This is a genomic window from Algibacter miyuki (assembly GCF_030409805.1).
GTDB classification, from domain to species: domain Bacteria; phylum Bacteroidota; class Bacteroidia; order Flavobacteriales; family Flavobacteriaceae; genus Algibacter; species Algibacter miyuki.
Window position 1 is genome coordinate 217,360 of sequence record NZ_JAUFQP010000001.1, and the last position, 25,051, is coordinate 242,410.

10 protein-coding genes are annotated in these 25,051 nt (G+C 33.7%); all 10 read left to right on the top strand.

The window, feature by feature from the left end:
- The first annotated feature begins 44 nt into the window (after nt 1-44).
- The 10 genes from QWY92_RS00660 (at nt 45) to QWY92_RS00705 (ending at nt 25,033) form a co-directional block, all read left to right on the top strand.
- A complete protein-coding gene (locus tag QWY92_RS00660) occupies nt 45-1,103 on the top strand; it encodes a GntR family transcriptional regulator (protein ID WP_235833488.1) in 1,059 nt (352 codons plus the stop codon).
- A 142-nt stretch (nt 1,104-1,245) separates the two neighbouring features.
- Nucleotides 1,246-5,283: a two-component regulator propeller domain-containing protein gene (locus QWY92_RS00665; protein ID WP_290267821.1), complete on the top strand. Its 4,038-nt coding sequence runs from the start codon at nt 1,246-1,248 to the stop codon at nt 5,281-5,283.
- Between the two features lie 563 nt (nt 5,284-5,846).
- Nucleotides 5,847-9,374 carry a sulfatase-like hydrolase/transferase gene (locus QWY92_RS00670; protein ID WP_290267822.1) on the top strand — a complete coding sequence of 1,176 codons (3,528 nt, stop codon included), beginning with the start codon at nt 5,847-5,849 and terminating at the stop codon, nt 9,372-9,374.
- An 89-nt stretch (nt 9,375-9,463) separates the two neighbouring features.
- Nucleotides 9,464-10,435, top strand: a complete 972-nt coding sequence (locus QWY92_RS00675) for a Gfo/Idh/MocA family protein (protein WP_290267823.1) — start codon at nt 9,464-9,466, stop codon at nt 10,433-10,435.
- 40 nt (nt 10,436-10,475) lie between these two features.
- Nucleotides 10,476-12,746, top strand: coding sequence for a glycoside hydrolase family 3 N-terminal domain-containing protein (locus tag QWY92_RS00680; protein ID WP_290267824.1), 2,271 nt, complete (start codon nt 10,476-10,478; stop codon nt 12,744-12,746).
- A gap of 2 nt (nt 12,747-12,748) precedes the next feature.
- Entirely contained in the window at nt 12,749-13,879 is a 1,131-nt protein-coding gene (locus tag QWY92_RS00685) for a glycoside hydrolase family 88/105 protein (RefSeq protein ID WP_290267825.1), read from the top strand.
- A gap of 157 nt (nt 13,880-14,036) precedes the next feature.
- Nucleotides 14,037-15,773 carry a sulfatase family protein gene (locus tag QWY92_RS00690; protein WP_290267827.1) on the top strand — a complete coding sequence of 579 codons (1,737 nt, stop codon included), beginning with the start codon at nt 14,037-14,039 and terminating at the stop codon, nt 15,771-15,773.
- A 292-nt stretch (nt 15,774-16,065) separates the two neighbouring features.
- Nucleotides 16,066-17,535: an alpha-1,4-L-rhamnosidase gene (locus tag QWY92_RS00695; RefSeq protein WP_290267829.1), complete on the top strand. Its 1,470-nt coding sequence runs from the start codon at nt 16,066-16,068 to the stop codon at nt 17,533-17,535.
- Nucleotides 17,536-17,700: 165 nt separating this feature from the next.
- On the top strand, nt 17,701-21,159 hold the full coding sequence (locus QWY92_RS00700) for a glycosyl hydrolase (protein ID WP_290267831.1): 3,459 nt from the start codon (nt 17,701-17,703) through the stop codon (nt 21,157-21,159).
- A 664-nt stretch (nt 21,160-21,823) separates the two neighbouring features.
- A complete protein-coding gene (locus tag QWY92_RS00705; RefSeq protein ID WP_290267833.1) occupies nt 21,824-25,033 on the top strand; it encodes a BNR-4 repeat-containing protein in 3,210 nt (1,069 codons plus the stop codon).
- The last annotated feature ends 18 nt before the right edge of the window (nt 25,034-25,051 follow it).

Here is a 25,051-nt window from a genome sequence, read left to right on the forward strand (position 1 = left end):
AAATTGCAGTCAGAATTTTTTTAATCTTTAAATTTTTAGAAATCATGGAAACTGTAATGGATGCAATTAATTTTATAGATATTAATAAAAGCTCAAGAGTACCAATGTACCAACAGATCGTTGATTCTATAATCAATAATATATCAAACGGTAATATAGTACTGAATGAAAAATTACCATCAATAAATACAATAAGTGAGGATTTCTACCTTTCTCGGGATACAGTTGAAAAAGCATATAGTATATTAAAAGAGCGTAATATAATTGTTTCAATACCTCGAAGAGGTTATTACGTTTCAAAAATAGAGACTACTCATAAATTAAAAATTTTATTTTTAGTAAATAAACTAAGTTCTTATAAAATGAGAATTTATAATTCTTTTTTGGATAGAATTGGAGTCAATTCGAAAATTGATTTAGTGATTTATCATTGTGATGAATTTGTCTTTTTGAATACTTTAAAGAATAATAAATCGGGCTATGATTATTATGTTATTATGCCGCATTTTAAAACCGATAAACTTCAGCATGCTAGTTATACAGAAGAGGCGCTTAGGGCTATAAATAGTATTCCAAAAAATAAATTAATCATATTGGATAATTTGATGCTGCCAATAGAAAAGGATGTAGCTGCAGTATATCAGGAGTTTGATAAAGATATATATGACGCTTTAAAAATTGGGATATCTAAAATATCTAAGTATAAAAAAATGATTTTATTTTATCCCGAAAAATCTGTTTATCCTTTTCCAAGGAGGATTCTTCATGGTTTTAGGAAGTTTTGTTTGGAAAATGAAATTGATTTTGAAATACTTAGTGAGGTCTGTGATGATATGGTATTTATTAAGGGAGACCTGTTTATTACTATTGAGGAGACTGATTTAGTAAATTTAGTGAACCAAATACGAGAAAAAGAATTTATAATGGGAGAAGAAATAGGTGTGATATCCTATAATGATACTCCTCTTAAACAACTATTAGGCATAGCAGTGGTGTCTACAGATTTTAAAATAATGGGGTTAATGGCTGCTGAAATGATTTTAAATAATGATAAAAGCAAAGTAAAAGTGCCTTTTCATTTTATAGATAGAGCCTCTGTTTAAAAAATACTTAATTAAAAATTTTAAGTTATACAAATCTTATTTAATACCAATAGATATTAATACTTTAGTCTCACAAGTAAAAAAGTTTAATTAACTTTACTCTGGCTTTAAAATGTCATTAATTAAACCGTACTTTTTATATATGCGTGGGCATTTCATGTTTTTCTTTATTTTTAGTTATATAGCTTTAGGTTTTTCACAAAACGACACCTATAAATTCAAGCATTTGGTGGCAACCGATGGTTTATCTCAAAATACAATTATAGATATTAATCAAGATGATTTAGGGCAAATTTGGATAGGTACTCGAGATGGTTTAAACAAATTTGATGGTAGTGAGTTTACGGTTTATCGGCATGATAAAAATGATCCTAGATCAATAAGTAATAACGATATTATTTGCATTGAAAATGGTAGAGATAGTACAATATGGATCGGTACTTTTTCGGGATTAAATAAATATGACACTAGGACGGATGTATTTAAAACTTATGTCAATGATGATCAGAAAACATCCCTTGGAAACAATATTGTTTGGACTATTAAAAAGTTATTAAACCAAGAAATATGGGTAGGTACACCGTCAGGGCTATCTATATATAATGAGTTTAAAGATTCCTTTAAGAATTATACTTCAGTGGGGCAGGTACTTTCTATTTTCGAAAATAAAGCAGGAGAAACCTACATAGGAACAGACAATGGAGTATTAAAAGTTATAGCAGAAAGTAATAAAGATTACAGTTTTATTAGAATAAAAGGAACAGAAGGAGTGGTTGTTCAGGATATTGAAGAGAGTCAATATGGAAACTTGCTTTTAGGGACACGTAATCAAAATGTATTGGAGTATAATTTAGATAATGGTAAAATTACTACTTATTTAGACCAGTTGAGCTTAAAGGGGCAGGATAAGAACGTTAGAAAACTGCTATTTGATGATTTGGGAAATTTATGGGCTGGCACTTATGATGGTGTACAGATTATAGATAAGAATAAAAAAATATTAACGCTTTATAGTGATATTAATGATAATGAATCTATTAGTGGGAACTTTATAAAAAGTTTGTTTAAAGATAAAAAAGGCTCGATTTGGGTTGGAACCTATCATGGAGGTATTAATATATGGGATGATTCCAATATAAATTTTATTAATATCACTCAAAAACCTGCAGATAAAGGTTTAAGTTTTAAGGCGGTAAGCTCTATTGTTAATCATAACGACAAGGTGTATTTTGGAACAGAAGGGGGCGGGGTGTCTATTTTAGATACTAAAAATCAGTTCTTTGAATATATTAAAACCAATAATTGTAATGCCTTAAAAAGTGATAATATTAAATCGTTGTTCTTGTCAGAAAACAATAATTTATGGATAGGGACATTTGAAAAAGGCTTTTTATTGTACAATATTAATGATCGAGAAGTCAAGAATGATATTTTGCCTAAAAAGTTATTAGAATCTACTCAAAATGTAGGTGTAAGTAATATATGTCAAGATCTTGATAAAAATATTTTAATAGGTACTTTGGGAAATGGCTTGATAAAGTATAATCCTATTAAAAAAAACTATGAGTTAATTAATAAAGGCTTAACAAGTAATAATATTAAATGTCTATATGTAGATTCTAAAAATAATATTTGGATAAGTGGTTTTAAAGGAGGTAATATTATTAAACCAAATGGAGAAATAAAACACTTTTTTTATGATGAAAGCACTAATTTGGGACTTAGTACTACGGTCGTTTTTGAAGACTATAAAGGGACTATGTGGGTAGGGACAGAGTTTGACGGACTTTTTAAACTTGTGGGTAATAAGTTTACTCCGGTAAATCTAAAAATTAGTGATATTTCAATTATAGGAATTAGAAGTATTGAAGAAGATAAAAAAGGAAAGCTGTGGCTTAGTACCACCAATCAAGGTATAGTTTGCTTTAACACTGTTAATAATAGTATAGCTAAATATTATACTCAAAAAGACGGAGTTATTAGCAATCAGTTTAATAATAAGGCTAGTTTACATATCGGAGATTCAGGTTTTATGTTTGGAGGACCATCCGGTGTGTCTTATTTTAATTCCAACAATTTAATTAGAAATAAATATGTACCGCAAGTATTAATAACCCATTTTAAATTAAAAAATAAATCTATAAATGTAAATAGTAAAGAGGGATTACTTACTGAAACTATAACATTTACAGATGACCTAAAACTTGCCTACGACCAAGGGAATTTTAGTATCTCCTTTTCTATACCCAGCTTTATAAATTCAAGTAAGAATAGTTACTTATACCGTTTAAAAGGACTTGAGGATGAATGGACAGAAACCACAGAAAACACAGCGTCCTATACCATTCAAAACCCTGGAAATTATACTTTTGAAATAAAAGGGGTTAATAATGATGGCTTTTCAAATAAAGTTCCTACGAGGTTAAATATTCATGTAAATCCTGCACCTTGGAGATCTTGGTGGGCTTTTTTATTTTATGGAGTATTTATATTTTATGTTTTGTATTATTTAATGAACATATTAAAGTCAAAAACAAAATTAAAGCATCAATTAGCTTTAGAAAAAATAGAAGCAGAACAAATTAAAACAGTTAATAAGCATAAATTAGAATTTTTTACTAATATATCTCATGAGCTAAGAACACCACTTACCTTAATCCTTGGCCCCCTAAATGAAATACTTGATAATTATAGGGGGAGCAGCACAATGTATAAAAAATTGAAAGTTATAGAGAGTAGTGCTAATCACTTACTACAACTCATAAACCGCTTGATGGATTTCAGAAAGCTCGAAAATAATTTAATGAAACTGGAAGCGGCGGAAGGAAATATAGTGAAGTTTTTAAAAGAAATATATTTGTCTTTTTCAGAATATGCTAAAAATGGAAATTACGATTATACTTTAGAAACTACTTCCGATAATATTCAGGTCTATTATGATCGCTATAAGCTAGAGCGTGTGTTTTATAACTTAATTTCAAACGCATTTAGATATACACCAAAGGGAGGGAAAATTACATTAAAAGTTATTGAATATCCTGATGAAATTTGTATTAAGGTAGAGGATTCGGGTGTTGGGATTGCTGAAGAATATAGAGATAAAATTTTTGAACGTTTTTTTGAATTGTCTATAAATAATAAACCGGATAATGACTATAATAAAGGAACAGGTATAGGTTTATCAATAGTAAAGAATATAGTAGACTTGCACAAAGGCAAAATTAGTGTTTCTGGTAACAAAGATGGTAAGGGAACCGTTTTTTCATTCAAACTACCATTAGGAAAAGAATATTTGGATGAAACTGAAATTATTCAAGATTTTAAATTCTCTGATGATTTGGAGCAATATGTTAATCAATTAGAAGGTCAGGAAGTAGTGCTTGAAAAAGATGTTTTTGAGCTTCAACATATTCAGGAAAAAAGTACGATACTTATTGTAGAAGATAATAAGCAACTTAGAAAATTTATTGTAGATATTCTTATTTCCGAATATAATGTTTTAGAAGCGGAAAATGGAAAAGTAGCCTATAAGCTAGCTATAGGTGAGCCAGTAGATCTCGTAGTAAGTGATGTAGTAATGCCAGAAATGACGGGTACTGAGTTATGTTCTCTAATTAAGGAAGATATTAGAACAAGTCATATTCCTGTGATTTTGTTAACATCAAGGTCTTCGTTGATTTTTAAAATGGATGGGTTGGAAAGTGGAGCAGACGATTATTTAAGCAAACCTTTTAATGTGAAAGAGTTGAAGCTAAGAATTAAAAATATTTTGAGTACAATCTCCCGTTTAAAGGAAAAAATAAATTCTAATGAAATACTGCAACCCGATGACGTTGTATTGTCTTCATTAGATGAAAAACTGTATAATAAAGCATTATCCATAGTGGAATTAAATATTAGTAATGAGCAATTTGATATCTCATTTTTTTGTGAAGAACTAGGGGTGAGCAGAACGGTCTTGTTTAAAAAAATTAAGGCATGGACTGGATTTTCACCTAAAGATTTTATTCAGCATATACGTTTAAAAAGAGGAGCACAGTATTTGGAGCAAGGAGAGTTAAATATCTCTCAAATTAGCTATAATTTAGGATTTAAAAACCCTAAATACTTCAGTAAATGTTTTAGAAAAAAATTTGGTAAAACACCAACAGAGTATATAAAAACCTTTGGAGATTATTAAAATGAAATTATTTCCGGAAACAAGTTAAGATTACCTCGCAATATATTGTAAAAGAATTAGTTTACTCTTTTTGAGTATTTATTTACCCCTCTAGTTGTTTAGTTTTGACGTGATTAGCAAATAATAAAGAGTTTGCTTTTTAATATAGGTTTATAACTAACTAATTAAACTAATGAAAAATAAGAAAATCAATGTCTTGGAATTAGCCATAATTTTGATTGTGGTATTTTGTTCTTTGATGCTTATTTATTTAATAGGCGAACTATAATTTATATGGTTCACTTAATCCGTTTACCGTTGCTGTAGAATAAGATTTCCCTAAGGGGTCTGGATATATTGATCTCCATGACCCTACTATCAATACTGAAAAATAAGAATAAAAATATAAGGAGTTATAATTATGTTTTTAATATTGATGTTGGACATTATATAAATCTCTTAATGATAATTAAGTCAGGACAGAACAGGACAATCAATAAATATTAATAGATTAATTTTAATTTTTTGAATTTATAAAGAGAATATTATTTTAAATTAAATCAATAATTTTTGTAGCTATTACTATGTATAAAAGTCGTTTTTTATTAGGTCTGTTTAGTGTTGTTTGTGGTTTAAATCTCACTAATGCGCAGCAAAAAAATAACCAAGAAAAGCCAAACATTATATTTATCCTTACAGATGATCAGCGTTTCGATGCGATTGGTTATGCGGGTAATAAATATGTGGAAACTCCAGAAATGGATAATTTGGCAAAATCTGGAACATATTTTAAAACAGCCATTGTTACAACACCTATTTGTGCAGCAAGTAGAGCTAGCATATTAACAGGATTGCACGAACGATCACATAACTTTAATTTTCAAACAGGGAATATTCGAGGAGAATATATGGAAAGCTCGTATCCTACACTTCTTAAAAATAATGGGTATTATACTGGTTTTTATGGTAAATATGGTGTTCGATATAATGATTTAGATAAGCAATTTGATGAATATGAATCTTATGACCGAAATAACAAGTATAAAGATAAAAGAGGCTACTATTATAAAACAATCGATAAAGATACAGTTCATTTAACGCGTTACACGGGCCATCGGGCATTGGAGTTTATTGATAAGAATGCAACTAATAATAAGCCATTTTGTTTGTCGTTAAGTTTTAGCGCACCACATGCCCATGATGGTGCTATAGATCAATATTTCTGGCAAAATACTACCGATAAGCTTTTACAAGACACTACAATTCCTGGTCCTGAACTTGCTGATAATAAATATTTTGAAGCCCAGCCTAAAGCTGTTAGAGATGGTTTTAATAGGTTACGTTGGACATGGCGTTACGATTCTCCCGAAAAGTATCAGCACAGTCTAAAAGGATATTACAGAATGATTTCTGGAATAGATTTGGAAATCAAGAAAATTAGAGAAAAACTAAAAGAAAAAGGTTTAGATAAAAATACGGTAATCATCGTAATGGGAGACAATGGTTACTTTTTAGGAGAGCGTCAATTAGCAGGTAAATGGTTAATGTACGATAACTCTATTCGGGTGCCATTAATAGTTTTCGATCCTCGTGTAAACAAACATCAAGATATTAACGATATGGTATTGAATATTGATGTACCCTATACTATTGCAGATATAGCAGGGGTAGAAGCCCCTAAATCTTGGCAAGGTAAAAGTTTAATGCCTATTGTAAAACAAGAAAGAAATACAATTGAAAGAGATACCATTCTTATAGAGCATATATGGGATTTTGACAAAATTCCTCCAAGTGAAGGTGTTCGTACTGAAGAGTGGAAATACTTTCGTTATGTGAATGACAAAACTATAGAGGAACTTTATAACCTCAAGAAAGACCCACAAGAGATAAATAATTTAATAGGAAAGAAAAAATACCAAAAAGTAGCCCATAAGCTTCGCGAAAAACTAGAGGAGTTAATTAAAAAGAATAGCAATGAATTTAGAGCAGCTCCAACCGATTTAACAGTCGAGCTAATAAGAGAGCCGGAAACCGAAGTTAAAGTTTTCGATTTAAATCCAGAACTTGGATGGGCGGTACCATTAGGTTCCAAATTTCAATCTGCTTATCAAATATTAGTAGCATCTAAGGAAGCCACTGTTAATGATAATAATGGTGATGTTTGGGATAGCGGTCAAGTACGTTCAACAAAATCTACTAATGTAGAATACCAAGGAAAACCATTAAAAGTAGGAGAAACTTATTATTGGAAAGTTCGAATTTGGGATGAGGAAAACCGTTTAGTTGATTATTCAAAAGCTCAGAAATTTACTATAGGTGAAAGTGATAGTTATATTATTTCTACCGAAAACAAGTTCGTTATCGATAAAATTAAACCAGCAACATTTGAAAAGAGAGGGGCTTTTTATTTTATAGACTTTGGTAAAGCTGCTTTTGCAACAATGGATTTTAAATATGTAGCAAAAACACCACATACCTTAACTGTTAGAGTCGGAGAAATGATAGATAACCAGGGCAACGTTAACCGTACACCTCCTGCAAAAAGTAATATTCGTTATCAAGAGTTGAAAATTAATGTAAAACCAGGTCAAACCAACTATAGAATTCCTGTTCAAACAGACGAAAGAAACACAAGAGCCAACAAAGCCATTCCCTTGCCTGATGGGTTTCCTCCATTGGTGCCATTTAGGTATGTGGAAATTGAAGGGGCTCAATCCGAAATAGAAGCAAATGATGTTGACCAATTAGCGTTTCATACGTATTGGGATGAAAAAGCTAGTAGTTTTAATAGTAACAATGATATTTTAAATCAAGTATGGGATCTAAGTAAGTATTCTATAAAAGCAACTACGTTTAACGGACTATATGTTGATGGAGATAGAGAGCGTATTCCGTACGAAGCAGATGCTTATCTTAATCAGTTAAGTCATTACACAACCGACAGAGAATATGCTATGGCAAGAAGAACCATAGAATATTTTATGAAACACCCAACATGGCCAACCGAGTGGCAACAACATGTCGCTTTGTTGATTTATGCAGATTATATGTATACGGGTAATACCGAATTAATAGAACGCTACTACGAGTCGTTAAAGCATAAATCGCTTTATGAATTGTCAAATGATGACGGTTTAATTACCTCTACAAAGGTAGACGCAGAGTTTATGCGTAAACTCGGTTTTGAAGAGGGGTACAAAAAGCCACTTACAGATATTGTAGATTGGCCACCCGCTAATTTTAACGGAAGCAAAACAAAAGGAGAACTCGATGGATTTGTATTTAAACCTTACAGTACGGTAATAAATTCGTTCTTCTACGAGAATATGAAAATCATGTCAGAATTTGCAAAAATACTTGGTAAAACTCATGAAGTTCTCGATTTCGAATTAAGGGCTTCAAAAGCTAAAAAGGCAGTTAACGAGCAAATGTTTGATAAAGAACGTGGTATTTATGTTGATGGGATAGGTACAGACCACGCATCTTTACATGCTAATATGATGCCTTTGGCATTTGGCTTGGTACCCGAAGAATATTATGAATCGGTTGTTAATTTTGTAAAGTCTCGGGGTATGGCTTGCAGTGTATATGGTGCACAATTTTTAATGGATGGCTTATATAACGCAGGCGAAGAGGATTATGCGCTCGATTTATTGGCCAGTACTGCCGAAAGGAGTTGGTACAACATGATTCGTATTGGATCTACAATTACTTTAGAAGCCTGGGACAATAAGTATAAAAATAATTTAGATTGGAATCATGCTTGGGGTGCAGTGCCTGCAAATGTTATTCCAAGAGGGTTGTGGGGTATCAAACCTAAAACTCCAGGATTTGGAATAGCTACAATAAAACCGCAAATGAGTACGCTAAAAACAAGTGAAATTACAGTACCAACGGTTCGTGGTGCTATAAAAGCTAAGTACACCCATATTAGTTCCCGATTGCAATCTTACGAAATTGAAATACCGGGTAATATGGTAGCTGAGTTTTCTTTAGGTGATATAGAGGGAAAAGATTTAATCCATAATGGAGAGAAGGTGGCTTCTGCTTTTGATGCTGTTCAATTATCTCCTGGTAAGCATACCATTCAATTAAAAATCAATTCGTTTTAATTGAAGTGAAGCGTGTAGAAATTAAATAAAATGAGCGATTACAACAGTTTTATTGTGATAAAATAGCAATAGAATAGTCTTTCAATTTCATGGAAAATAAAAAAATTAATTGGGGAATTATTGGTTGTGGAGATGTAACCGAAGTTAAAAGCGGACCTGCTTTTCAGAAGGTTAAAAACTCCTGTTTAATAGGTGTTATGAGACGACAAGAAGCCAAAGTTATTGATTTTGCTAAACGTCATGGTGTTGCTTATTGGACTACGAATGCAACTGAATTGATAGAAAATAAAGAGGTAAATGCGGTTTACGTGGCTACACCGCCTTCATCCCATTTAAAATATGCACTTCAAGCTATTAAAGCAGGAAAACATGTGTATTTAGAAAAACCAATGGTCCTTAATACACATGAAGCAGAAGTGCTTTTAAGTGCTGTAAAAAAAAATAAAGCCAAAGTTACTGTGGCGCATTACCGTCGCGAATTGCCTGTTTTTAAAAAGGTGAAAACATTATTGGATAGTAATAGTATCGGCAAAGTGGCTTCAGTAAAAATAGTAATTAAACAAAAAGATAATACGAGCTTAATAGCTAAGACTGAAGACAATTGGAGATTGAACCAAGAAATTTCTGGAGGTGGATATTTTCATGATATTGCTCCTCATCAAATCGACTTAATGTGTCATTATTTTGGAGAGGTTGAAATCATTAAAAAGGGATTCCAGGACGTAGCGCAATATTCGAAGCAAAATGTAGCTGGCGAGATGATATTTAAAAATGGGGTAAAGTTCACTGGCCTCTGGAATTTCAACGCGTCCGAAGATATGGATAGCTGTATTATTCATGGAGAAAAAGGGCGTATAGTATTTTCTTTTTATAACGATACGATAAGCCTATCGGTTTGTGGAAAGACCGAAATTTATAAATATGACACACCCGAACATGTGCAACAACCTATGATTGATAAAACCGTGCACTATTTTTTAAGTAATAGTCTTAATCCGTGTTCTGTATGCGAGGCTGCCGTTGTAACCCAAATCATGGATGTGTTTTGTGGAATTAAATGAATTATAATTTTTAATAGAAAAATAAACGATTTAAGCTAAAATGAAGAAATTACTATTTACATTTTTAATAACAACGGGTACTATACTTTTTTCTTGTCAAAAAAGTGAAGCACAATCAAAAGATTATAAAGATGCTCGTTTATCTGTAGAAGAACGTGTAGAGGCTTTATTGCCCAACCTTTCTTTAGAAGAAAAAGTATCTCAAATGCGTATATTTCATGCAAACATTGGGGTAGAAGCAGATGAAAAGGGAAGCTTGAAATTATCTGATAGAGTAGTAAAAAAACTTAAATTAGGTATAGCAGGAATAAAAAATCCAGCAGAACATATGGATGCTCTTGCTGCTGCAAAATTTAATAATGAACTTCAAAAATACATTATAGAGCATAACCGTTGGGGAATTCCAGCGTTATTTGTTACCGAATCTTATAATGGTGTGGATGCCGAAGGGTGTACAAAATTTGGTCGTCCCATTGCATCAGCGGCGTCATTTAATCCGGAATTGGTGAATCGTATTTGGGATGTGGTAGGAAAAGAAGCTCGTTTACGTGGGATGCATATGTGCCATTCTCCTGAAGCCGATTTGGTTAGAGATCCGCGTTTTGGACGGATGAGTGAGGCCTTTGGAGAAGATACTTATTTAACAACCCAAATGGTTACTAATGCCATAAAAGGGGTTCAAGGGGATTATGAAGGTTTAGGTAAAGGTACACATATTGGTGCTGTGGCTAAGCATTTTGCAGGATATGGACAGGTGTTAGGTGGTACTAATTTTGCTGCCATTGAAATATCGGATAGAACATTAATAGATGAAATATATCCACCTTTTGAAGCCGCAGTTAAAGATGCTAAATCTTTAGGTATTATGGCATCACACGGCGATCTAAATGGTATTGCGAGTCATGGAAATCCTCAATTATTAACGGGGACACTTCGCGATGATTGGGGGTTTAAGGGTTACGTTGTCTCTGATGCTAATGATATTGGACGTTTACATTATTTTATGAAAGTTGCTGAAACACCTGAAGCAGCCGCACAAATGGGATTAGAAGCTGGTGTAGATATAGATTTGTATGCGGAAGATGCTTATGCTTTACTTCCTGAAATGGTAAAGAAAAATCCTGAAATTGAAAAATTAATAGATAGATCGGTAAGACGTGTTTTAAGAACTAAATTTATATTAGGATTGTTTGATAACCCATATATCGATATTGCAGAAGTTGAAAAAGGAGTGCGTGCACAATCATCGTTAGAATTAGCAAAGGAGTCCGATTTAGAATCTATTATTTTACTTAAAAACGAAAATAATACGCTTCCGTTAAATAAAAATAAAAAAACTAAAATAGCGCTTTTAGGGCCTTTGGTTAAAGAGAATACAACAGAAATGTTTAAATCTGTTGTTGGTAAGAATATTCAATTTGTATCAGAAAAAGGATTTCATTTAACGGATGAAAAAGGAGGGAATCCTAAGTTATTAGATAAAGATCCAAAAGCCATAGCTAAGATGGTTGAAATAGCTAAAAATTCAGATTTAACTATCTTATTTTTAGGAGGTGATGAGTTTACTTCAAAAGAAGCTTTTTTTACAAACGCTATTGGAGATCGAGCAACTATTGCTCCCGTTGGTGCTCAAGATGAACTTATAGAAAAAATAAAAGCTATAGGAAAACCTGTAATTGTGGTTTTAAAACACCGTAGAACACTCTCTATTAATACCATTTCGGAGCAAGCTGATGCTATTTTAGACACCTGGGATTTAAGTGAGTTTGGAGATCAATCAACAGCTAAAATCATTTTTGGAGTGGTGTCACCTTCTGGTAAATTACCTGTTACGGTTCCCCGATCTATTGGTCAATTACCTTTTCATTATAGTATGAAAGAAATCAATTATAAAAAAGGGTACTTATTTATGGAAGATGGTCCCATATATCCCTTTGGTTATGGTTTAAGTTATGTTAATTTTGAGTATTCGAATATTAATATTTCTAATTCAGAAATCACTCCTGATTCTGTAATTGAAGTTAGTATAAAAGTTACAAATACAGGGGCTATCAAGGCTAAAGAAGTGGTTCAAATGTATATAAAAGATGAAATAGGCTCGGTAACTAGACCCGATAAAGAGTTGAAGGGGTTTGATAAAATTCAACTCAATCCAGGAGAAAGCCAAACCGTAAGTTTTAAAATTACACCTAAAATGTTGAAATTTACTGGACTTAACATGGAAAAAATATTAGAGGCAGGAAGTTATACTGTAAAAGTAGGTTCATCATCAGAAAATTATTTAGAAACAACATTTAAACTAAAAAAATAAAAATGAAAAAATTGGTATTAAAGTTACTGGCAGTATATACGTTAATTGGTTGTGCAGTGCCTCACAAGGCAGTTGCACAAATGGCGTTAGATAATTCTGAGATTGAAGCATCAATGATTAAAGCCTTAGAGTGGCAAGAAGCACACCCTATTTTTGCTATCGCTCCTACAGATTGGACGGCAGGGGCCTATTATACCGGAGTGGCTCGAGCACATAAAACCACCAAGGATATGATGTATATGGCTGCTTTAAAAAATCAAGCGTATAATAACGATTGGCAAACGTATAATAGATTATACCACGCCGATGATGTGGCTATATCGTACAGCTATCTCTATGTTGGAATGAACGATAAGCGACCAGGTTTTGTAAACTTAGAACCTACTCAGAAATTCTTAGATGCACATTTATTTGAAGATAATATTTGGAAATCGGGTAAAGATAAAACCACTAGTGGTAAAACTATTTTATGGTGGTGGTGTGATGCTTTATTTATGGCGCCGCCCGTATTAAATTTATATGCAAAGCATACTAATCAGCCTAAGTATTTAGATGAGATGCATAAATTTTATATGGAAACCTACAATCAATTATTCGATAAGGAAGAGCGCTTATTTGCAAGAGATATGCGTTATGTTTGGAAGGGCAATAATAAAGATGAGAAAGAACCAAACGGAAAGAAAATATTTTGGTCTAGAGGAAATGGCTGGGTATTAGGAGGTTTAGCACTACTTTTAGACGACATGCCTAAGGAATACAAACACCGACCATTTTATGAAAATCTTTTTAAAGTAATGGCGTCAAGAATTTTGGAACTGCAACCAGAAGATGGTTTATGGCGTACTAGTTTATTATGTCCTGAAGCTTATGACCACGGCGAAGTAAGCGGTAGTGGCTTCTATACATTTGCTTTAGCATGGGGTGTAAATAATGAAATATTGGATAAGGCGAAATACCAACCAGCTGTAAAAAAAGCATGGCAAGCATTAAAGAAATGTCAACACAGCGATGGTAGAGTAGGTTGGGTTCAAAATATTGGAGCTTCTCCTGAGCCTGCGTCTGCAGATAGCTGGCAAAATTTTGGTACCGGAGCATTTTTAATGGCAGGAAGCGAAGTTCTGAAATTAAAATAAACTAAATATTCGTTGGTATTCATAATATACTTGGTAGCCTGAAAATAATTTGGGGATACCTAAAGTATAATATTATAACAGAAAACTGATAAGTATAAAATTAATCGTAATAATAAAATAGATGAATTTTCCTAGATTAAAGTTTTTTAAGAATTTAATGTTTTTATTTATTGTAATACTTTCTATAAGTTGCCAGAATAAAAATAAAAAGGATAAACCATCAACTATTTTAGACCAACAGAAACGCCCCAATATCTTATGGTTAGTTACTGAAGATATGGGGGCGTATATTCCGCCTTTTGGAGATTCAACAGTAGTAACACCACATTTAAGTCGATTAGCAAATGAAGGTGTGATTTATCCCAATTTGTATTCAACTTCTGGGGTTTGTGCTCCAAGTCGGGCGGCAATAGCTACGGGAATGTATCCGTCAAGTATAGGGGCAAACCATATGCGAACCAATAGCTACACAAAAGAAAGAGGGCTTCCTGCCTACGAGGCCGTACCGCCTTCTGATGTAAAAATAATTAGTGAATGGTTACGTATGGAAGGCTATTATTGTACTAATAATTATAAAACAGATTATCAATTTAATGCCCCAGCCACGGCATGGGATGAAAGCAGTGTTTATGCCCATTGGAGAAACAGAGCAGATAATCAACCGTTTTTTGCCGTTTTTAATTTTACAGAAACACATGAGTCGGGGTTGTTCGAGCCATACGGATTTAGAGAAATTGAAACCCGTCTATATCACGCAGGAGATAGAAATTACAATTGGAAAAACAAGAATGCTTCTCATGCGAAAAATAGAATGGCAGAGGCGGAAACACCAAAGCACCTTCCGTTGGATACAGAATTTAATATCCCTCCGTATTTACCAGATACAGATGTTGTGAAACGAGATATGTGGAAGGTTTACAACAATATTGCCGAAATGGATAGCCAAGTAGGTGCGGTATTAAAACAATTGGAGGATGATGGCTTATTGGAAAACACCATTATCTTTTTTTATGGGGACCACGGTGGCCCATTACCTAGAGAAAAGCGACTTATTTATGATTCGGGATTAAACACTCCCATGATTATTCGTTTTCCGAAAAAGAAGCGTGCAGGAACAAAAGATGATCAATTGATAAGTTTTGTAGATTTTGCCCCAACGTTATTGGCGCTTATAGGAGAGAAACCAAAACCATACATGCAAGGACAACCCTTTTTAAATGCTTATAATACAGAAAAACGAGAATATATACATGCAGCTGCCGATCGTTTTGATGCAGAAACAGATGTGATAAGAGCTGTGAGAGACCAACGTTTTAAATATATTAGAAATTATAGGCCAGAACAAGGGTATTATTTGCCAATAACATATAGAGAGCGAATTCCAACCATGCAAGAATTATTGAGGTTGAAAACAGAGGGTAAACTTAATGATATTCAAAAACAGTGGTTCAGGGAAAGAAAACCCAAAGAAGAACTGTTTGATTGTGAAACAGATCCTTTTGAGTTAAACAATTTGGCGGATAACCCTAATTATCAAAATAAACTTAGCGAATTAAGTAACGAAATGGACAGGTGGTTAAAAACGATTGGTGACAATCCTTATTTGCCAGAAGTAGAGCTGATTAATAAGCTATGGAATGAAAATAAAACACAACCAAAAACATCCGTCCCCATTATTTCTAATGAAAATGGAAAAGTAAAAATAACATGTGAAACCGTTGGAGCCTCCATTGGATATAGAATAATAAATGAAGGAGATAATACAACACAGTCATGGGACATATACCAAACTCCATTTTCAATTGCTCCTGATGTAAAATTGGAATGTTTTGCACATCGTATTGGTTTTGAGCCAAGCAAAACTATTCGTATTTCGGCATCAAATAAGCTTTAGGTTCTTAGTAATAATAAATGTTTATAACTTAAAATCATTAGTTTACCGAACATAAAGATAGGTTTGTCTTTCATAGTGTTTTTTTTATGAAAAGCCTGTTTTGGGGGATATTATAGCACGCTTGTATTCTATTCATTAGAGAGCTGTTTATTCAATTATAAAATAATAATAGGAGCTTTTTTAAACGGGGGCTTGCTAAGCAGCCTAAGTAAACTCTATCTCAAATTAGCATATTCAAGAGGTTCTAAAAACTAAAAATAGTACTAGGTAATATAGAAATAAATAAAGTTTAATGATAGATAAAAAAATAAGCAGGTTGTCAAAAACGATAATAATATTGTTTTTGCTTTATCCATTAATTTCTATTAAGGCGCAAGCACAAATTGTTTTGGAAACAGATTTTACAAATCCTACAAATGTGAAACAAGAAATGCGCTATCATTTAAACGTTTTCAACAGGATTACGCCTTTAAATGGGGTTAAGGTTTCAAAAGCCAACGGTAATTCTAAGATTTGTATAGTAAGGCCGCTTGGAGGTATTGCTAGTAAAGGAAAGGCTGATATAACCAAGGATTCTTATAAGTGGGATGCTAATTCTAAAAAATTCTATACAGATTTTACCTTGTTAAAAAAGCAGATAGATGGTGTTTTTAATCAAGGGTTAGGTATTCATCAAATTGTATTAGATAATCCATCCTGGGCATTTCAACGTAATGAAAAGGGAGAGCTAATTGGGGACTCTTTAAAAATTTCTACCTACGGAAACGCAGAACCTCCTAGAGACTATAAGGCTTGGGGCAATTATTTAAAAGATGTTATGGCGTTTCTTGTGGAGACTTATGGTGAAGAGAGGATGCTGAAAACACAGTTTGATATAGGTCGTGAAATAGGAACTCCAACCCATTGGTCTGGTACCAAAGCGCAGTTTTTTGAGTTTTATAAAGTATCAATTACAGCTATTAGGGAAGTGCTTCCTAAGGCAAAAGTAGGTACGCATTTCCTTTGGGGCTCTTCTAATAAAGCCTGGGGAACCGATTTTGTAAAATGGAGTAAAGCGAATAAGGTGCATTATGATTTTGTTGGTGTTTCTTTTTATCCCTTTTACGATAAACCAAACCGTACTAATTTTAAAGAAGTGTATGCTAAAGATTTTGCAGTAATTAAAGATATCCCAGAATGGGATGAAAAGGCAAAACTCGAGATGCATGAATACGCTTTAATTAAAAGCTTGAGCAAGGCAGGGAACTCCTTTGTAAATGCATCAAAAGCGCATCAAAATTCATTTATAGTCGGGCTTATGAAAATGTTTTACGAAAACAATATGCAAAATGTTTTTCAATGGGGGCAAGGAACAAAGCATGAGCTAGCCGATAAAGCCCTTTTAGAGATGCAAGGAAATATCTATTATAAGTCTAAAAAGAAAGGAGCAGAATTATCCAAAACTAGTTATGTTGATGCTATATTTTCTAAAGATGTTTCAAAGCGTAAATATAACATCTTGGCGTATAATTACAATGCTAATCCTAAAGCAGCAGCTGCAGCGCATTTAAAAATAAGTGCAAAAGTTAATATTCCGCCGGGTACAAAAGTAAAGGTAAGATCTTCAATTTATAATGAAAAAGAGGATCCCTCTCCTTGGTCTAAATGGCGTGAAATAACTACCAACGGAAATGAGAAAACCAAATCTAATATTTCTTTTGAAGCAGAGCTACCCGTATTTTCTTTTTTGAAATATGAAGTTATGCTCTCGGATTCATATTAAAAACCTTGTATCGATTGTTTTGGAGACTTAATTTTTTAAATATTATAAAGTGTAAATAAATCTTTTTTAGCATTTAAAATTTTAAGTTATACCATTTACTATATATGTTTTTTCAATTAAAACTAAAGAACTAATTACATCAATTTAATTTAACTAGTCCAAGTAATGAAGTGTAAAATTTTATCCATTCTAATTGCTATTTCTTTCTTTTGTTGTGAACCTCCAAATAACGAAAATCGAAATATTGAAAACACAATAAGTTTGCAAGAGTTAAGTGATCAATTTAAATCGCCTTCAAAGCAATATCGACCAGAAACGTGGTTTCATCTCAATGGAAACAATATAAGTAAGGAAGGATTAACTTTAGACTTAGAAGCGATTAAGGAAGCTGGTTTGCAAGGCATCCATTTGTTTAATAAAGCTGGTCGCCCTTATCCAAATGTAGAGCCTATTAAAATTTTATCTCCAGAATGGGAAGATATGATTCGGCATGCGGCCGACGAATGTCAACGTCTTGGATTAAAATTTACCATGCAAAATTGTCCAGGCTGGTCTATGACGGGGGGACCGTGGGTACCGGTAGAAGAGGCGCAGCGTGAAATCGTAGAAACGGTTTACAGAGTATCTGGAGGTAAAGTATTTAGGGAGGTTCTAGAAATTGATTCATTATATAAAACTCCAGATTACAATTATAAAGACATTCAGGTGCTCGCTTTTCCAACGCCGGAAGGAGACGATTTAGCACCTTTAAATCCTTCAGAAATTAAAACCAATAATACTTTAATTCCATGGAGTGATATTTTTAATCCCAATTCTAAAATTAGTGTTACTCGTACAGCGACACATTTGGATAAACTTTTAAATACCTATAGGTCTCAAGGGATTTCAAAAGTAAATGATGCCGATACTTGGGTTGAAACTAAGTTTAGTAAGGCTGTTATATTACGTGCTATTACTTTTCCGCAACCACGACATATTATAATGGGAAAAGAATACCCTAGGGTTGATGTCTCAATTAAAGTTGAAGCATTTATCAATAACATATTTACGGAAATAATAACCCTGAAATTACCTGATGCAAATTGGAATGATAGGCGGAAATTTCTAACGCTAGCCATTCCTGAAACCACGTCTAATATGTTTAAATTTACGTTTAAAGGCAAACATGCTATTTCACCAGAATTTATTCACTTAAACTCAAGTCCAAAATTGCATAACCATGAAGCCAAAGCGGCAAAGGTATTAAGACGCCTTGAAAAAGAGGTGCAATTTCAGTATTCTGAGAATACCATGGTTAAAAAAAACACCATCTTGAATTTAACGGATAAAATGGATCGAGATGGGAAATTGAATTGGAATGCTCCTGAAGGTAATTGGACGGTTGTACGTTTTGGTCATATCAATATGCGCCTTACTAATAAACCGGCAGTACCTGAAGCGACTGGTTGGGAGTCCAGTAAATTAGATAAAATAACGATTGAAAATCATTTACGAAAAGGAATGATTGGTAATTTAATTAAAACAGGCGGACCAATTGGAGATGGTAAATTACACGGGTTATTAATAGATAGTTGGGAAAGCCATGTACCTACTTGGACCGTAAATTCTGAAGATATGTTTAAGGAATTTGAAAACCGTAGAGGCTATAGTATGGAACTATATTTGCCAGCTACTATGGGATATGTTGTTGATAGTCCTGAGGTAACCACCAAGTTTTTAAGAGATTTACGCCAAACTATGGATGATGTTTTTGTCGATAATTTTTTTAAACATTTTGCAACCGTAGCTCACGATATGGGAGCCGAAGTATATACCGAAGGTGCAGGAGGAGAAGTGTTGCCCATTGACCCTATGAGGTATTATGGAGTAAGTGATATTCCTATGACTGAATTTTGGTATCCTAAAGCGCCATCTGCCCAAAACGAGTATGCTAAACCTATTCTTTCCGCGGCATCTGCAGTACACTTGTACAACAAAACTGTTTTGGCTGCAGAAGCATGTACGCAGGTGGGCGTAAAATGGAATGAACATCCTTTTTCAGTAAAATATTTAATAGATTATAATTTTACCAAAGGGGTAAATCATTTGGTGTTTCATACGTTTTCGCATACCCCACAAACTAATGTATATCCTGGCTCGAGCTTTGGTGGTAATATTGGTTTCCCTTTGGTTCGTGAGCAAACATGGTGGAAATACATGTCTGATTGGACCGATTATTTAGCTAGAAATCAATTTGTTTTACAGCAAGGCGAATACGTAGCAGATGTGTTATGGTATTATGGGGATCATTTTGAACGCCCACCTTTCGATTTAGATTATTTTCCTAAGGGGTATCGGTTTGATTATTTAAATGAAGAAATTTTACAAAACAAACTGAATGTTATAAATGGTAAAATCCATGTTGAAAATGGAGGAGATTACCGAATTATCAAACTAAGAGACTCTCAAGATATGCTATTATCTACAGCTCAAAAATTAAAAGAATTGGTACAGGAAGGCGCTGTAATTCTAGGAGATAAACCCATAGATTCGCCGAGTTTGATGGATGATGAAAAGGATTTAGAAAGGCTTAAATCTATAGCAGATGAGCTCTGGGGGACAACCAAAAGTGGTTTAAAACAAGTAGGTAAAGGCCGAGTGTATTGGGGGAAAACATTGGATGAGGTATTAAAAGAAGAACAAATAGTACAAGATGTTATTGTTCCAGAAGGTTTGGACATCAATTGGATTCATAGAGAAACCCAAGATGCGCACATATACTTTGTAGCATCAAAAGAGGAAGTTCCCGTTGATGTGTCATTAAGTTTTAGGCTTAATAATGTAAGCCCTCAAATATGGAATGCATTTACGGGAGAGCAACAGGGTGCTAAAATATGGAGTAGCTCTAAAAATCGAACCAATGTTGTACTGTCATTACCGTCAAGCGGAAGTGCTGTAGTGGTATTTTCAAAAGAAGATAAAAAACCTTTGGCTTCAAAGGTAACCTATAACAATCAGGTGCTCTTAAATTCTAAAATGGGCTGGTATCATATTAACGGTTCTACTGATTTTCCTAAATTAACTTGGAAAGATGATACAGTTATAGCTTCAACATCGGGCTCCTATGTTTTTCATAACAAGAATAATAACTTAACTAAGGTTATTAATGTTGATGAAGTATCGCTTCAAAATGATTGGAAATTGAATTTTGATATAGGTTGGGACACTTCAGAATCTATACAAATTCTAGAATTAAAATCCTTATCAGAACTGGAAGATGAGGCTATAAGGCATTATTCAGGAACAATAACCTATTCAAAAATAATTAACCTGAAAGAAACAGGGAAGCACACCATGTTAGATTTGGGAAAGGTTGCTAACATTGCAGAGTTATGGTGTAATGGTGAAAAAATAGGCGTTAAATGGGCTCCTCCATTTGAGTTTGATGTGACTAATAGTGTTAAAAAAGGCGATAATTTAATTGAGGTTAAAGTAACTAATACTTGGAGAAATCAACTTATTTTCGATAATACCCGCCCAGAGGGAAACAAAAAAACATGGACAACAAGTCCGCCAAGAAAAGCAGAGAAACAATTGGAGGAAACAGGTTTAATAGGACCAGTAGTTATAAGGAGTATCAGGTAATTTTATTCCGGTAGTAGGAGTTTTTTTTATTCCTGTCCAAATTTAGTTTTAAGTCACTAGTTAACAGTGAGAGAACCCATATAGGGCAGGATAGATATGTGGTGTCGTTATTAGATATTTATGTGCAAATGAACTAACTAAACTTTTTCATATGATAAAAAAACGACACTTAAACATCTCATTTTTATTGCTTTTTGTTTGTATTGCAGTACGGGTAGCTTTAAAAACATAAATTAACAAAGCTAGAAATATGTTTTTTTTTGAAAAAGTACTTTTAACACCAATTAAATCTTAATTGTTTAATTGGTGTTAGCTATGTGTGTTTTATGTAATCCTACCTAAAATGTGAAATGAGATTTCAATCTTTTCTTTACACATTCGCTAATTTTTATATGGGAGATGCATGTGTTTAAACCACTCTAAGGTTATAAGTTTCATATAAAACAAACTAAACCTTCAAGTCCTGAGGTTTTAGCTGGATATATAGAATTTTCATGGTAGGCCCTTAGCCGACCAATAGCAACTAAGAAATTAATCATTAAGCATAATTATTATGATCCAGATTGTTTGGTTAGAATAAGCAGTTATGTCTTATTACAAGGTATAACGTTTTTTTTAACATGCAATCCGTTAAAAACTAAACTAGAATTTTAAACTAATTTTAATGAAAACAAAAATACAATTAAGCACTACAAGAAACTATGGAATGTTAATGGTGTTTCTATTAGTCTCGTACTTATCATCTTTTAAAATATCGGCACAGGTTACTTTTATGGATAGCACGAAGGTTACTAACGATGCTTTTTATTTTTGGAAAGAAAGCGACCCTAAACCATACCATTATGGAGCTAGTATTAATCCGCATGGTAATTGTGTGAAAGTTTCAAATGGTTATGTGTTTTATACATGGTACCGGGGTGGTTGGAGCAATCGTGCCTTAATGGTTTCTCGTAAGAAAATTGGAGAAGGAACATGGGTGCATGTAGCGCTACCTGCTAAGTTAAGTTTGGTTGGCGGAAAAGGAGATACGCATTTAACCACCAATATAGGAATTTGCCCCATAGATGGTACAGTACATTTAATGTTTGATCACCATAACGAAGATTTAAATTATATAAGATCGAAGAAAAATATAGCATTTGCTCCAGATAGTGAGTTTACTGCCGAGAACTTTCTTCCTCAACAAAACTACTTAACGCCTGGAAAAGTGGTTGGCGGGGTTACTTATCCCGATTTATTTAACAATGACCAGGGAGAAATGTATTTCGAACGAAGGTTGGGGTCTGCCGTTGGTGGCGATATTGTTATGACGTATTACAATGGAGATACTTGGTCACAGGAAACGACAATAATAAAGGGACGAGGTTCAGAAGTAACTCAAGGAGAGCGTAATTTTAGCTACGGTAGTGCTCACTTTATTAATGGTAAATTTTACTACACCTATTCGCCACGTTGGGCAGAGTCTCCAACAGTATTAGGAGAAGGCGTTTATTTGATGGAATTAGGTCAGAGAATGGATAGTAAAGCAACAAATGTAACAGGGGAAAGTTTCGATTTACCCATTATTGACCACGCTCCATTTTTTATTTCCGACCCTCGCAGTGTTCCTGATAATGCGGGATGGGCAGGAGGACCTCAAGTTGCTATTTCGCCCAAAAATGATATTTATATGTACATTCAACCTAAAAAGACAACGCATTATAATTATCTGAAAAAAGCAGGAGAAACAGAATTTATTGAAGATAGAGGCAAAGGGGGGTTAGGTACCTTTTATGGAAATCGTATGTATAAATTTGTTACTAGTGGTGAAGATCTTGTAGTAAATAGTTGTTTAGCAGGGACCTATGAATGGCGTGAAGATTTTAGAATGAATGTTGGTGCACGCTTTAGGAAAAGTGTTAAAATCATGGATAACGGAACTATTGTAGCCATATTTAGCGAGCGAGTTGATAGCGATAAAGTACCTATTTATTGTTATGTATTAAAAATTGAAAAAGAAGATTACATCCCCCAAACCATAAGTTTTGAAGCTATCGAGGAAAAAACAGAAGGCGATACCAATTTTCAGTTAGATGCAACAGCCAGTTCTGGGTTACCTGTTTCATATATTTCCACAAATACCAATATAGCTCGCATTGTTAATGGTAATACCGTAGAGATTATAGGTGTTGGATCTTGTAATATTGTGGCAAGTCAGGTAGGAAATGGAGTCTATGATAATGCACCGGATGCATCTCAAACCTTGGTGGTTCATGCAAATGCCTCTAAAACAAATCAAACTATTCAATTTGAGTTAACTTCAACTACTCATGTTTGGGGTAGCCCCGATCAAACTTTAAACGCTATAGCAAGCTCAGGATTAGTTGTTCAATTTGAAAGCACTAATACCAATGTAGCTGTTGTTTTAGAGGGGAAAGTACATGTGAAACGGGCCGGGAAAACCACTATCAATGCGTTACAACTAGGTGATGATACTTACAATGCGGCACCTATTGTAGGCCACGAACTTGTAGTACCTTTAAAGGAACAGGAAATTACTTTTTTAGAAATTCCGGAAGTAACATCAAGCGACCCAGCATTCCAACTTCAGGCTACAAGTAATAATCCGGATGCAAACCTTAGGTTTCTATGTCCAAATAACCAAGTGGCTATTGTTTGGAGTAATCAAGTTAGACAGGTTTTGGGAGCTGGCTCTGCTACCATTACTGTCTCTGGCGCGGGTAATGAGTTTTTTACTTCGGCACAAACTACCCAAACTATAAAGGTGAATCCAAAAACTCATATCATACCTACAGATATTGAAGCAGAATATTACACAACAAAAAGTGGTGTAAATATTACTAGGTGGAGTAATACCGTATTTTATCTAAATTCATGGAACATTGATGATTTTGCTGAATATACTATTGATGTACCCGAAGATGGTGTATACGAAATTGAGGTTTTTGCAGCATCGCCCGGGTCTTCTAAAAAACTTAAAGTGGTTAGTGGTTCAACTAAACTCGCCGATATAGCCCTTACGGTAACACCAAATCTAACTGTATTTAAAGGCTCTAAAGCAAATATTGCGCTTAATAAAGGCGTGCAGAAAATTAAATTAGTGGGCGTTATTGGAGGCTTTAACTTCGACCGCATGAAAATAACTAAAGGACAAGTAGTAGGTGGTGCTGATGGAGAAGGTGTTTACAAGTTAATTAATGTAGGTACTGGGAAATTTTTGGGTGCAGGAGTGGCAGGTAGCCAACCGGTAATTATGCAGGATTCTGGTGAAGGGCTAGATAGAAAATGGGAGTTTGTTAAAACTACTGTTGGAGGTGTAGATTATTATAATATAGACAGTAAAGACAATGGTATATTGCGTTATACAGGAGCAGGGTTTTCTGTAGGTCCATATCTTGTAGTAAGTACAACCAAAGAATCTCCGGCAGGTGATACCGATAAAATATGGACAATACATTATAACGAAACAGATAATACCTTTAGGTTTGAGGCTAAAAGCAATGGCAAGTTTTTGTATCATGATATAGATGGTAATTGTTACAACATAAGTGCTGATGCGGATGATGCTAGAAGTAAATGGAAGGTTGAAGGCCATGGAGGCCCATTACTAAATCTGAAAAATCAAGATATGTTGGTGACTTCTATAAAAGTATATCCTAATCCAGCAGAAGCAAGCTTTACGCTAGCCCTAAACAATTTAAATACGTCACATATCAAAATATATAATATTTTAGGCAAGCTTGTTTTTGAAACAACCACAAATGAGAAAAACATGCAAATAGTGAACCGTGGGCAATTTACATCCGGAATTTATTTAATAAAAGTTTTAACCGATAACCAAAAGGTATTTTACACTAAACTTATAATTAAGTAAGACCTTTTGTGAAAGGTA